The 13,732-nt window shown below is 58.9% G+C and carries 7 protein-coding genes; 2 read left to right on the top strand and 5 right to left on the bottom strand.

What is annotated here, in order from left to right; translation table 11 throughout:
- Positions 1-216: 216 nt before the first annotated feature.
- Positions 217-1,716 carry a C69 family dipeptidase gene (locus ACWI8T_RS05065; protein WP_449138179.1) on the bottom strand — a complete coding sequence of 500 codons (1,500 nt, stop codon included), beginning with the start codon at positions 1,714-1,716 and terminating at the stop codon, positions 217-219.
- 93 nt (positions 1,717-1,809) lie between these two features.
- On the bottom strand, positions 1,810-3,126 hold the full coding sequence (locus ACWI8T_RS05060) for a putative DNA modification/repair radical SAM protein (protein ID WP_449138178.1): 1,317 nt from the start codon (positions 3,124-3,126) through the stop codon (positions 1,810-1,812).
- A 218-nt stretch (positions 3,127-3,344) separates the two neighbouring features.
- Between ACWI8T_RS05060 and ACWI8T_RS05055 the strand changes: the two genes are divergently transcribed.
- Complete coding sequence (locus tag ACWI8T_RS05055; RefSeq protein WP_418860629.1) at positions 3,345-3,878, top strand: LOG family protein; 534 nt, start codon at positions 3,345-3,347, stop codon at positions 3,876-3,878.
- A gap of 310 nt (positions 3,879-4,188) precedes the next feature.
- Positions 4,189-6,354 carry a HelD family protein gene (locus ACWI8T_RS05050; RefSeq protein ID WP_449138177.1) on the top strand — a complete coding sequence of 722 codons (2,166 nt, stop codon included), beginning with the start codon at positions 4,189-4,191 and terminating at the stop codon, positions 6,352-6,354.
- 246 nt (positions 6,355-6,600) lie between these two features.
- Here the strand turns inward: ACWI8T_RS05050 and ACWI8T_RS05045 are convergent, their stop codons facing one another.
- The 3 genes from ACWI8T_RS05045 to ACWI8T_RS05035 all read right to left on the bottom strand — a co-directional run.
- Entirely contained in the window at positions 6,601-8,376 is a 1,776-nt protein-coding gene (locus tag ACWI8T_RS05045; protein WP_449138176.1) for an ABC transporter ATP-binding protein, read from the bottom strand.
- An 18-nt stretch (positions 8,377-8,394) separates the two neighbouring features.
- Positions 8,395-10,986 (bottom strand): DEAD/DEAH box helicase, encoded by a 2,592-nt coding sequence (locus ACWI8T_RS05040; RefSeq protein WP_449138175.1) that lies wholly within the window; start codon positions 10,984-10,986, stop codon positions 8,395-8,397.
- 379 nt (positions 10,987-11,365) lie between these two features.
- The coding region (locus ACWI8T_RS05035; RefSeq protein ID WP_449138174.1) for an FtsX-like permease family protein at positions 11,366-13,732 on the bottom strand (2,367 nt) is incomplete at its 5' end.

The following is a 13,732-nucleotide window of genomic DNA, read 5'->3' as shown; positions in this document are numbered from 1 at the left end:
GATACGTCAGAAGGGTATTCCTTCCGTTCAAAGGCGAGAAAGACCGCCGTGAGCAGCCCTTCAAGCGAACCATCATGCACGTAGGCAAGCTCAAGGTCGTCCATCGGCGGCAATCCTTCTTTCTTGAGCGATAAGCACGCTTCGCGCCCTGCCGCAGCACGGCAAACCGCACCATGCGCAAACCCCAACAGCCATCATTGGCCACTGGGGACCATGCTATAAATTCGGGTTCATCTTAAACGTGAGCGGTGAGGCGATCGACAGGTCGAGCAGAAGCGTCGCAAGGTGCTTTTGAGCATCGGCAACAACCCACAAAGCAAGCTCGCTGTTGCCCTTTTCGTATACCGCCGCGCGTTCTTCTGCGGGAGCCGCCAGTGCCTCGCGATGCACGCGCTGCGCATGCCGCAAGGCTTTTTGCCACTGCTCGCTTTTGTAGTCGCCCGAACGCACCTGCGTGACCGCAAAACGCGCATCGCTTGCCGCCTGAAGCGAGCGGAACACCCAATACGGGTGGCTCAAATCGGGTTTAGGCGCCGCATCGTCAAAGCACGTCGGCCACATGTGGGCGTCGCAGAACAGGGGCATATAAGGCGAGAAGCACGGCGTGCCCAGCGCGACCCAACAAATGGGAGATGCGAGTTCGCCTTTAAACGCAGCCTGCGCGCACTGCTCGGCAGAAAGCCCAAACACGCCTTCGATTTGGAGCACATGCGATTCCTGCGTGCGCGAGAGCGCGATAGCGCGATAGCGTTTGCGCGAGAATTCGTCGCCAGCGGTGCCAATGGGGTCGAATTCGGTTTCGTCGAAATGGCTCGAAAGCACCGCCGCTACATCTTCAACTCCAAGCAGGCGGTTGGGCCGGAAAACGAACGGCAAATCGCTATCGACCACCGTATGTTCTTTCGCAATTTCGGGAGCAAGCAAACGCAAGCCATCCCATACGCGTGGCGTGTTGTAACGCCTGTCGCCATCGGAGCTGGTGCCGAAAATCTCACGGAAGTTGAACGGATGCTCCCCACCGCCGCCTAAGGCGCTATTAAGCGCATGCTCCTCGACGAATTCGCGAATTCCCTCCGAATACATGAATGAGTCGCTTTCGAAATCGACTTCCTGGATCGAGAGCTGATTCGCGACCACGGCAACGCAATCGTCGGGAATGCGCTGAGCAACCCAATGATGGCCCGTAGCGATTTCCATATACCACGCTTCCAGATGGTCGGCGAACAACACGCCGTTGCTTTCGGCGGAGCCATGCGCAGCCACGATTTCGCCCAAACGCTTCACGCCTTCGCGTGCCGTTTTCACGTAAGGCAGCACAACGGTGAGCATAGCATCTTCGGCAAGGCCATTTTCCACATAGGGGTCGAATGCCAGAACGCGATCGTTTGCCAGCGCGCTTTCGGTAGCCGACATCGCAACATGGGCAGCATTCACGCCGGCCTCTTCGAAAAGCCCTTCCTCGGGCGTAACGTCGGGCATGGCGGAATAGCGAAGGCCCCCTTCAGGCAACGTGATGGCAAACCCGTTCGCGCCCGATACAAGCTCGACGCCATTGCGTTCGCCCGCTGGCACCATGCGAAGCGATTTCGGCGCAGCAGGCGTGGTGTTGTCTTCGTTGCGGGCAATGAGAATAGAGCCGTCGCGCGTTGCGGCACGGCCCACGAGAACCGATGTGCACGAGCGGCGCATAAGGCCATCGAACCCTTTTTTCGACATACCGTTTCCTCCTCTACGAAAGCCCCAACGCATGCGCGCGCTGAGACATTTTCACCTGCGCCCTATAGTAGCTAAAAATATGCGCTGAAGCGCCTAGCCTCCATCATCGAAAAGGCTCATTTGCCCTGCGAGCACTTTGCCCGACCGACGGCCATGCGACCCCGCCTGAATGGGCGCTGCGAGCTGAGCATGCAAGCTCTCTTTGTCAAAGCGCGTGCCATGGCCCTGATAGCGACCCCGACACGTAATGAAAAACCGAGCCCGCTTGTATGCCACGCCGAGCTTGCGAAGCTCGGCTTCACCGAGCGCCGTGGCGCGCCTCGCACCCACAATCGCCTTCGCCCCGCGCACCCCAATGCCAGGCACGCGCAAAAGTTCCTCATAAGGCGCAGTGTTCACCTCGATGGGAAACCTATCGAGGTGGTTGATAGCCCAGTTCGCCTTCGGATCGATGTCGGTGGCAAGAAACGGCTGGCCCTCATCGATGAGCTCCGCTGCGTCGAACTTATAGAAGCGCATAAGCCAATCAGCCTGATAAAGCCTGTGCTCCCTATCGAGCTGCACGGCATTTCCCTGCGGCAGCCAATCGTCTTCGTTTACCGACAAATACGCCGAGAAGAACACGCGCTTCATATGCATCGTTTTATAGAGCGACGAGGAGAGATTCAGTATTTGGAAATCGGTTTCGGGGGTTGCGCCGATGATCATTTGCGTGCTTTGCCCCGCCGGCGCGAATGCGCGCGTTTTTCGGGCAGGACGCCGCTGCGCCATATAACACGCATCGCGCCGCATAAGCGCCCGCGTATCGCGATCTTCGGCGATGCCCTCGCGAATTTGGCGCATGGGCGCAACGATGGAATCGCGCGTTTTATTCGGGCACAAAAGCGCAAGGCTTTCGCTCGACGGCAGCTCCATATTCACGCTGATTCTATCGGCGAGAAGCCCGAGTGCTGCCAGCAAATCGGACGATGTTCCCGGAACCGCCTTCGCATGAATGTAGCCGCGAAAGCCATATTCCTCGCGAAGGATGCGCAAACATTCGATAATGCGCTCCGTCGTGTAATCGGGGCTCTTCAAAACCCCGCTCGAAAGAAACAGGCCCTCGATGTAATTGCGCCGGTAGAACTCCATGGTGAGGTCGGCCAATTCACGCGGCCGAAAAGAAGCGCGCGGAACATCGTTGGAGCAGCGGCTCACACAATAGGCGCAATCGAAAACGCACACGTTGGTGAACAGCACTTTCAAAAGCGTGATGCAGCGCCCGTCGGCTGAAAAGCTATGGCATATGCCCGCCGCCGTCGCGTTGCCAAGGGCGCCCATGCGCGCATCGCGATCAATGCCGCTCGACGTACAGGCGACGTCGTATTTCGCAGCATCAGCGAGCAATGCGAGTTTTGCCGTTGTATCCACCGCGCCCCTTCCGCAAAATCGAACATCTTTTCGTTATTCTAAAGCGAATAAATGTTCGATTCAAGATGATTTTTCGCGAAAGTCACGACGCGACTGTACGGTAGCTTCGGTTCGAAAGCCACATTCCGCAAAGACCGCGAACGACGTTGCCGTATTTTGGAGAACCCGGACAATTGCGATAGCATGGAAGAAACACCTCAAGAATCGAAAGGCGCACTATGAAAATTTGCGTGTTCTGTTCCTCTTCCGACAACCTTGACGCGAAATATGTCGATGCAGCAAAGGCTCTCGGCGAAACCATCGCCGCGCGCGGCCACGAGCTCGTGTTCGGAGGTTACGACAAGGGTCTCATGGGCGATGTCGCGAATGCCGCCGTCGCTGCAGGTGGGCGCGTGTTCGGCGTGACCACCACGGGCCTCACCGCCAAGGGGCGCGCCATTGTCGAAGGCATCGAAAACGTGGAGGAGCCCGACCTTTCCACGCGCATCAAGCACATGGTGAGCATGTCCGACGCCTTCGTCACGCTGCCGGGAGGCCTTGGCACGTTCGAAGAATTCTTCAGCGTGATGTCGCAAATCAAGGCTGGCGAACTGAAGGCCACCTGCGCTCTGCTCGACGTTGACGGCTACTTCAAACCGCTCGTGGAAATGCTCGACCTCTCGTGCGAAACGGGTCTCAATTCCTGTGATTGGCGCGCATTCTGCGATGTTTTCACCACCCCTGACGACATCATCAATTGGCTCGAGAAATAATGGCACGCCCTTCTTCCACCAAGGCGTTCGAAGCGGCGCTTGCGCGCAAAGCTGCCATGCAAACAGCACGATGCGCAGGTGCGAAGGGGCCCTCTGCGAAGGGCATTGGCCCCAACAAGGCCTGCGGGCACAAAGGCGGCATTCGCAGGCAGGGCTCGAAACGCGGATAGCATGGCCATGGCCGCGCAGCGCTTTTGAGAGCCCGAATGCATGGTGATTTCTTTACGACAAGGCACGCCGTTGGCTTGTGGGCTGAAATGCGGGTAAACTAGTTTGTCCGAATTTTGGCCCGCGAATGCTAGGAGCCGCTATGCAAGAAAATACCGCAGCCGAAGACGCCCAGGCGTTCGGCACTTCGCCCGACGACCCCGTTTTCGCCACCGAACAGGCGCATCTTTCCGAGGTATACGCCGAGCTGGAAAAGATGCGAGGCGAACTCGTGCGCAAAATGGAAGCCACGAGCGCCGCAGCCGCACGCGATAAGCTCGATTTGCTTTCCGAAATCTCGAACGACTTCACGAGCGATACCGAAACGAGCGAAACCTACGCGTCGTACGGTGCCGTGAACAGCGTCATCGATTCGTACAACGCGCAGCAGGAAGTGACCGCCGACAAATTGGCGCGCTGCCGCCTGCTTTTGCGCCAGCCGTACTTCGCGAAAGTCGCGCTGCAATTCAAGCCCGGCCAGCCGCCCAAGGAGCTCTACATCGGCGCCGCCGGCATTTCCGACGACAACTACAAGCGTCTCGTCGTTGACTGGCGAAGCCCTGTAGCCGAAACCTATTACAACCAGAGCAACGGGGCCACGAGCTATGTGGCGAACGGACGCACTATCCATGTCGACCTCGCATGCCGACGCCAGTTCGACATCGAAGCCGACACGCTCCACGCCTATTTCGACACCACCGTCGCCATTCAGGACGCGCTTCTGCTTGAATCGCTTTCGCATCAGCGCACCGCGCAAATGAAGGCCATTACCGCCACCATCCAGCGCGAGCAAAATGAAGTCGTGCGCCACGAAGATGTTCCCGCGCTCTTGGTGGCAGGCATTGCGGGCAGCGGCAAGACGAGCGTGCTTCTGCAGCGCATCGCATACCTGTTCTATCAAAATCGCACCGAGCTCGACCCAAGCGAAGTATTCCTCATCACGCCGAACCCGATTTTCCGCACATATATCGAGAACGTACTTCCTGATATGGGAGAACGCAATCCCGAAACGCTCACGTGGGCGGAATTCGCGAGCCGCGTGATGCCGCTTGACAAGGCTGCTGAGAAGAAGAGCGTGCCCGTCAGCGCCCTATGGCGCATTGACGAAGCCATCGCGAACCTCGAATTCGAAGACGATGATTTCCGCGAACTGCACCATGGCAACGTGAAACTTCTGGGCATCAACCAGATTCGCAAGGTGAATGCGAAATACCGCAACGTTCCCGCCGGACCGCACCGCGCCACGCTCATGCGCGAAGATTTGGAAGACGCCCTTGAGGCGCGCGTGAAGCAGCTCGCGTCGGGCTCTGCCGTGCTTGAAGAGCTCGAGGGCATGACGCTCAACGAGCAGCTTTCCCAGTTCGGCGAGCCCTATGCGCCCGTCGACGAAAAGGAGGCGCGCGATTTCGCGTTGCGCCTTCTGCAAGACCGCTACCAGGGAGCATTCCGCGCAGTGCAAGACGACGCGTGGTTGCGCATCGATCGCATTGGCATGCGCCTTTTGGGCGAAAAGAGCCTCTCGGCGCTGGAATGGCTCTATTTGAAGATGGCAATCACCGGCCTGGGCGACGCCTACGCGAAATACGTGATGATCGACGAGGTGCAAGATTATTCGGCGGCCCAGCTCGCCGTGCTCGCGCGTTTCTTCCGTCGCGCGCATTTCATGCTCCTTGGCGACGAAAACCAGGCAATCAACCCCAGCACGGCGTCGTTTGCCGAGGTGCGCGAAGTATTCACGCGTCTGCGCGGCGGCATTTCAACCTGCAGCCTGCTTACGAGCTACCGCTCCTCGCCTGAAATCACCGAGATTTTCGCAGGTCTTTTGCCTGCCGAGCAGCGCGCGAAAATCTCGTCGGTGCAACGCGCAAGCGAACCCGTGCGCGTCGATTGTTACGGCAACGACGACGAATACGCCGCCGCATTGCGCGAAGCCGTTGCGCACGCGAAGGAAAACGACGGGCTTACGGCCATCGTGGTGCCATGGAAGCACGAGGCCAAGCGCCTGCGCGCGTTCTTGGGCGATGCCGCCGATGGCTTGGTCGATATGGAAACGGCAGCCGAGCTGCCCACGAACGGCGCCATGATTATCACGCTGCAACTGGCAAAAGGCCTGGAATTCGACCACGTGATCGTGCCCGACGCGAGCGCACGCGTATTCCCCGCCGATGACCGCGTGGCGAAAAACCGCCTGTATACCACCGTTTCACGCGCGACTCGCTCGGTTCAGATTCTGTGCCGCGGAGAAATTACGCCGCTGCTAAAGAAGTAGGTTACCTGTTCGGGAAGGCCCGGGTGGGAGGCGCGACGAGACCACAGCTCGCTACCGCTCACTGCGTTCGCTCTGCGCTCGCTTGGCGGTGTTTCATTTTGAAACGAAGAGCAAGTTTGAACACCGACGGTCTCGTCGCGTCTCCCATCCGGGCCTTCCCTGCATTTTCTTCAAAACGGCGCACGCCCGAAATGCGCCGCCAGATTGTCGCGCAGCGTCAGCCGGTAGTGCCGTTTTGAAACGGCACTACTCCAAATAAGCGCCGGTCTGCCTATTCCACAAGTTGGCGTATTCGCCGCCGGCGGCGATAAGCTGCTCGTGCGGGCCATCTTCGGCGACCTTGCCCGAATCGAGCACGACGATGCGATCGAGGCTCGCCACCGTTGAGAGGCGATGCGCCACCACGATGCACGTGCGTCCCTTCATAAGCGTGGCGAGGGCGTCTTGCACGAGCGCTTCGCTTTCAGAATCGAGCGCGCTCGTCGCTTCATCGAGCACGAGCACCGGGCAATCGGCCAGAATGGCACGCGCAATGGCGATGCGTTGGCGCTGGCCACCCGACAGCTTCACGCCGCGCTCGCCGACCTGAGTTTCGAAGCCCTGAGGCAGGCGTTCGATGAATTCCAGCGCGTTCGCACGCGCCGCCGCTTCGCGAATCTCATCCATGCTGGCGCCCGGCTTGCCGTACGAGATATTCTCGGCAACGCTGCGGTGGAACAGCAACGATTCCTGCGGCACATAGGCGATTTGGCGACGCAGCGACTGCTGCGTGCATTGCGCGATGTTCTGCCCATCAAGAAGGATGCGCCCCTGCTGAATATCGGACAAACGAAGCAAAAGCTTCGTGAGCGTCGTTTTGCCCGCGCCGGAAAGACCAACGAGGCCAATGCGCTGGCCTGCGGGAATATGCAGTTCGAAATCGTCGAACACCTGCGTTTTCGTATCGCCGTCGCCATACGAAAAGCCAATGCCTTCAAAATCGATCGCGCCTTCGCGAACCTGCAAATCGGGCGCGCCGGCAGCATCGGCCACCAGGCGCGGCTCATCGAGCGTGGCCGTCATGCCGCTCGCGTCGCCGAACGCGCGATTGAAACGCTGCAGGCCGTTGTTGATGAAATTGAACTGGTTCGTGACCGTATAGGTGTAGGTGAACATCATCACGAGCGTGCCCGGCGTGATGCCGTACCACGCATTGCCGCCTGCGATGAACACGGCCACCACGCTCATAATGATCACGGTAATCGATGCCGTGATAATGCCGCGCGTAAGCGAAGCCCACATGCGCTTCGAATCGCGCGCAACCACTTCCCTATTCGCCGCATCGAACAACCCACGCTCATAGTCTTCGCGCCCATACGTTTTCACGGCAAGGATATTCGACACCGAATCGGACAGCTCGCCCGACAACTGGTTTTGAGCGCTCGCCGCCTTCTCATTAAGCGACAGAATGCGCTTGTACATGACATACGAAACCGTGGCGTACACCACGAGCAGCGCCATGAGAATAGCCACATACACCGGCACACGCGGCGCCAAAATACCGCACGTAAAAATAACCGAGCAAATAACCGGCAGAAACGGGAACATGATGGTCTCGATAATCTGCTGGTAGGCGCTCATGAATTTCGATGTTTGGCTCACGAGCGTGCCGCCGAAGCGGTTGGAGTGAAAGCTCATGGACTGGTTGCACAACGCGTCGAAGCTCATCGTGGCCAAATCATACGCGGCCGCGATTTCCAGCCTATAAAGCGTGTAGTCTTGAAACTTGCTCGCGGCCTGGCCGAAGACGTTGATTGCGATAAGCGCCACGATATAAGGTCCGTAGGCGGAAAACACCTCATCGGGACCCACGCCGCCCTCGCTCACGCGATCGACGACGAGGCTCATGACGTACGGGCTGCCGTACGAAAGCAACGCCACGAAAAGGAACGTCGATACGACAAGGCCCCAAAACAGGCCCTTGTGCTTGCGCGTCACCTGCCAGTAGTAATGCAGCGTGCGGCGTGTAGTTGATTGTTGCATGAGCTCCCTTTGGCACCTTTACTGTTCGTCGATGAAGCCAACGCGATAGTTCGCGAACACCACGCCATCGCCCATCTGGGTCGCGTCGAGATCGACATCGGCGCTGATGCTGAAATCTCGATCGTCCGACTCGTCGCGGAAAATTTGGCGCACGTGCCACACATGGGCCGCCTCTTCATCGGATTCGTCGATGACCAGGTATTTCTTCGAACGAGCATCGGCATCGAGCACGATTTCCTCGTGCTGGGCGAAGTACTCGTCAAGCGCCGCCTGCCAAGCGCGCTCGCCAAAACCCCAATCGGCATCCATCTCGCCCAAGTCGGCCACGCGGCCAAGCGAGGCCAGACGCACGCGCGAGATGAGCGCATTGCGCACGAGCACGGTAAGGCCGCGCCTGTCGCGCACCACGGCGTCGGTTTGCGCCTCGGGCGGAGCCGCGTCAAGCGACGCGCCCGCATTGGCCCACTCGTCTACCAAACTCGAATCGACCGAGCTCACCACAAGGCCGAGCCAGGCGATGATGTCTTTCATCTGTTCGTCGCGTTTGTCTATGGGCACCGTACGATCGAGCGCGCGGAAGGCCTCGGCCAAATAGCGAAGCAGAATGCCCTCGAAACGCGCGATGCCCAAGCGCTGAATGTAGCCTTTGAAGTCGCTTGCCGTTTCGAGCATGTCGCGCAGAACCGACTTGGGGCTCAGCTCGAAGTCGCGAGCCCACGGCACCTTTTCGCAATACTGCGCGAAGGCGGAATTGAGCAGGTCTTCGAGCGGCTTGGGATAGGTGACCTCGGCGATGCGCTCCACGCGCTCATCGTAATCGACGCCGTCCATCTTCATTTCGGCCATAGCCTTGTCGCGCGCCTTGCGTTCCTGCGCGCGCAGCACCTGGCGCGGGTTTTCGAGCGTCGCTTCAACCATGGAAACCGCATCGAGGGCATAGGTGTCGCTTTCGGGGTCAAGCAGCTCAAGCGCCGCGAGCAAGAACGGCGAAAGGGGCTGGTCGAGCGCGAAATCATCAGGCAGGTCCATCGTGAGCACGTATTCGGTACCGCCATCTTCGGCCTCGCGGCGCTCCACCACGTCGGCATCGATGAGCGTGGCGAACACTTCGTCGGCGCGCTGCGAGAGCTTGAGTTTTTCCTCGGGCGTCTGCATGGAGTCGTCAATGAGCGCTTCGACGCGAGCGCGCGCGTCGCCGCCCTGCTCCACCACGGAAAGCACCATGGAATGGGTGATGAGCAAACGCGGCGTGAGCTTTTCGGGCTGCGATTCAATGAGGTGATCGAAGGTCTGCTCGCTCCAATTCACGAAGCCCTCGGGCGCTTTCTTCTTCTTGATGCGGCGCAGCTTCTTCTCGTCGCCGCCAGCCTTCACCATGGCTTTGTAGTTCTCGATTTCATGCTCGGGCGCCTCGGCGAGCACGCGGCCTTCGCTATCGAAGCCCGAACGGCCCGCGCGACCGGCGATTTGGTGGAACTCACGCGAACGCAGGCGGCGCATTTTGTAGCCGTCGAATTTCGTGAGCTGCGTGAAAACCACGGTATGGATGGGCACGTTAATGCCCACGCCCAGCGTGTCGGTGCCGCAAATTACCGGCAAAAGGCCCTGCTGGGCGAGCTTTTCGACAAGCAAGCGATAGCGCGGCAGCATGCCCGCATGGTGCACGCCCACGCCAAAGCCGAGCAAGCGCTTGAGCGTTTTGCCGAATGCAGTGGTAAACGCCGTGCCCTTCATGGCCTCCTTGACCGCCTCGCGTTGCGCTTTAGTGGCAACGCCGTAGCTCGCAAGCGCGCTCGCCGTAGAGAGCGCGGCATCTTGGGAGAAATGCACCAAATACATGGGGCCTTCGCCAGCCCGCAAGGCGAGCTCGACCGTGGCCTCGATTGGCGTTTTCACGTATTCATAGGAAAGCGGCACGGGGCGCGGGGCGTTCATCACGCGGCTCACCGTATTGCCCGTTTGGCGCTGCAGCGTCGCAGCGATTTCATCGACGTCGCCAAGCGTGGCGCTCATCAGCAGAAACTGCGTTTTCGGAAGCGTGAGCAGCGGCACCTGCCACGCCCAGCCACGATCGAAATCGCTGAAATAGTGGAATTCGTCGGCCGCCACCGAATGCACTTGGGCCTCGGCACCCTCGCGAAGCGCGAGATTCGCGAGAATCTCGGCCGTGCAGCAAATCACGGGCGCATCGACGTTGATATGCACGTCGCCGGTGATCATACCCACATTATCGCGGCCAAGCAATTCGACCAAGTTGAAGAATTTCTCGCTCACAAGAGCCTTGATGGGCGCCGTGTAATAGGAGCGCTCGCCGAAGCACATAGCCATGAAATGCATGCCAAGCGCCACGAGCGATTTGCCCGAACCGGTCGGCGTGCCCAAAATCACATGATCGCCCACCATGATGTCCATGAGAGCTTCCTCCTGGTGCGGCCACAGCTCAATGCCGCGCGACTCGCACCACTCCATGAATGCCATGAACGACTCTTCGGTAGAGGCGTCTTCATCATAGAGCTTGTTGGCGATGCGGCCAAGCTCGCCATGGGCGGCGGCTGCGATTTCGTCGGCCTCAACGACTTCGGTAAGATCTTCGGGATGAGCGTCTGACATGGTGGGCCTTTCATGCCAATCAAGTTGGCAAAAGAAAAATGCGGTGATAAAATGAGCCCAACGGCGAGCCTACGGGTGGAATCCAGGCAATGCCGTCATTGCTTGAAGAAGGTCACCCCCTATCGGCGGTGGCCTTTCTTTTTACGCTTTGGGCGCTGCTCACGTGCCACGGATAGCCCGATTATCGCCGTCGCCAGAGCGACAAGCGCAGTCGCGAGGTTCGCCACCTCTGTGAAAAAATCGGTCATAGGGCATCACCTCCCTTCTTGAGGAAGGCACTGCCCGACACACAAACCGCCGTTGGGGTATCAACTATTTTAACGCAGAAAGGGCCGCTCTCGCGACCCTTCCCAAAGCGCCTACACGCCCAATCCTTTCGCTATTCCGCGTTTTTCAACGCGAGCGCAAGCGGCACTTTCTTGATATGGCGCACATGCAGAAGCGCCACCACAAGATAGGTCGCGAATCCCGTGGCGATGACTTCCAAAATGCACGTCAGCGGCACGTAAATCTCGATGTTGCCGCTGTACGAGAGCAGCATTGCCTTGAATATCGCCGTAAGCGACACGATGATGAGCGGCTGGCACACGATGAGCGATACCGCCACGCACCAGGTAATCGAGCGCACGTAGAGCTTGCTCACCTCCCTGTCGCGATAGCCGAACACCTTCATATAGCTGATGGAGCGCGCGCTGTGGTCGATAACCGACTTCGTGAGCAAATACATGAATACGAGAAAGATGAACACCGACATGCCCACGAGCATTCCAATCATGTCGTCCATCATGCCCGTGAACTGCTCGCCAATGGCATCCATGTCGGAAGGCGTAAGATCGCTCGCCACATAGCGGGAATCAAGCGTGAGCGGCTCGTCGGAAACGTACCCATTGAAGTAGGCTGCATCGTTGCCGAACATCGCGTTGAAATCGTCCAGGCTCATGTAGATATTCATGGTCGACTTCGTACCCCACGTGCCATCGTCGCCCGCGAACGTGAGCGTATGCGTCTTGTCTTCGTACTTGTCGTACAGTTCGATTGCATCGCCCTGCTTGAAGCCGAACTTGTCAACCAAGCCGCCGCCGAAGACCGCCTTGCCGTCTCCAAGGTCCATATCGGTCCAATAACGAGAATCCTCCTGCACGCCATACACGGCGATCGTTTCCTCGCCATTGCCTTCGCCGCGATCGTATTGCAGCGAATACACGGCGAATTTCTCGGCCTGGGCGATTGCGCCGGCACCGTTGTCGACCGTATTCACTGGATGCGCGTTTTCGTCGTCAAGGTCGAGGTCGGACACCTTGTCGACCATATCGGCCACGTCGTCGCGCGTCGTGCCCAAATCGGCGGCAACGCCATCGAGCTCACTGTTCAGCGCGTCTTGGGACTTCGCGAAATCGTCCTGGGCATCTTGCGCCTTTTGCATGGCTTCAAGCGTCGGCTCGGCCTGCAGCGCCTCCGCCGCCGCCTTCAAGGCATCGGCCTTTTCTTGCGCATCGTCGGCAGCGTTCTCAAGATCCGAAAGCCGGGCGCCCTCCACACCCTGCAGCTTATCGGCAGCTTTCCACGCTTCGCGCTCGTCATTGGCGCCCTCAAGCTCCAGCGGCGCCTTCAGCGAATACTGATGCTGCGCGACAACGGTATTGTGCAAATTCTCGGCGTAATGGCTCATCGTGGGAAGAATCGCGAGCGAGAACAGCAAAAGCAGGCTCGCAAACCCAATGCCCACGAACAGCGTGGCGAAGTTGCCCATATTTCGAAGGAACACGCGCAAGCGGAATCGCGCGGTGAAGCCCAACCACTCGGGCAGCGCAAACCCGCGCTTCACGCCGCCCTTACTCGTTTCATGGCGGAGGAATTGAAGGGGCGTGTGGCCCATCTTGCGCAGCAAGCCGATGAGCGTGACCAGAATCAAAACCGCCACAGGAACAACGGTGGTCTGGAAGAAAACGCCCCAACTCCAGGTCGCATAATACGGAGGCAGGCTGTATGACCCATAATACAAATTGCGCATAGGCTCGCTCATGAGCGTAAAGCCCACCACGTTGCCCACTGCTGCGGCGGCGATGCCCACGATGCACGGCAGCGCGAGATAATGCGCCACCAGCTCACGGCGTCGATAGCCGCTCGCCAGAAGCGTGCCGATAATCGCGCTTTCTTCTTCAATCGTTCCCGACGTGAGCACCACAAACACGAATGCCATAATCACAATGATGATATACAGCAGCGTCGTCCACATCGCCGAGTCGCCCGACACGTCGTCTTTGGCATACCCAATGCCTTGGTTCGAATCGACGTCGGTCAAATCGGTCACGTTCGCATGGGCGCCGGAAAGCGCACTCACCATGTCTTTTTCGATATCCATGCGATCGGCCACGGAAAGGTCGCGATCGTTGAAGCGGTACGAGTAGGTATAGCTCGGCAGAAAGCCCGTATTCTCGAGCGCCTTGAAGCCCTCGGGCGACACTTCGGCCACGCCAAACGAAAGTGTATTCACCGTGAACTCGGAATTGCTCTGGAAAAGCGCCTGGTTATCGGCCAGGGTCACAATGCCCACCACGCGGAACTCAACGCCGTTGAGCGCGACCACATCGCCTATGGATACATCGTTGTTCGTTGCGAACACGCGGTCAATGGCGATTTCGTCTGCCGCCTGGGGCTCGCCGCCTTGCGCATACGCGGCCAAATCGACCTGCGTGCGATGCTCGAACGTGCGCACCGTGCAGTTGCGGGCGTTATCGCCCTGCGT

The sequence above is a fragment of the Slackia sp. genome (assembly GCF_977041755.1).
This window is presented reverse-complemented; position numbering and strand designations above follow the sequence as displayed.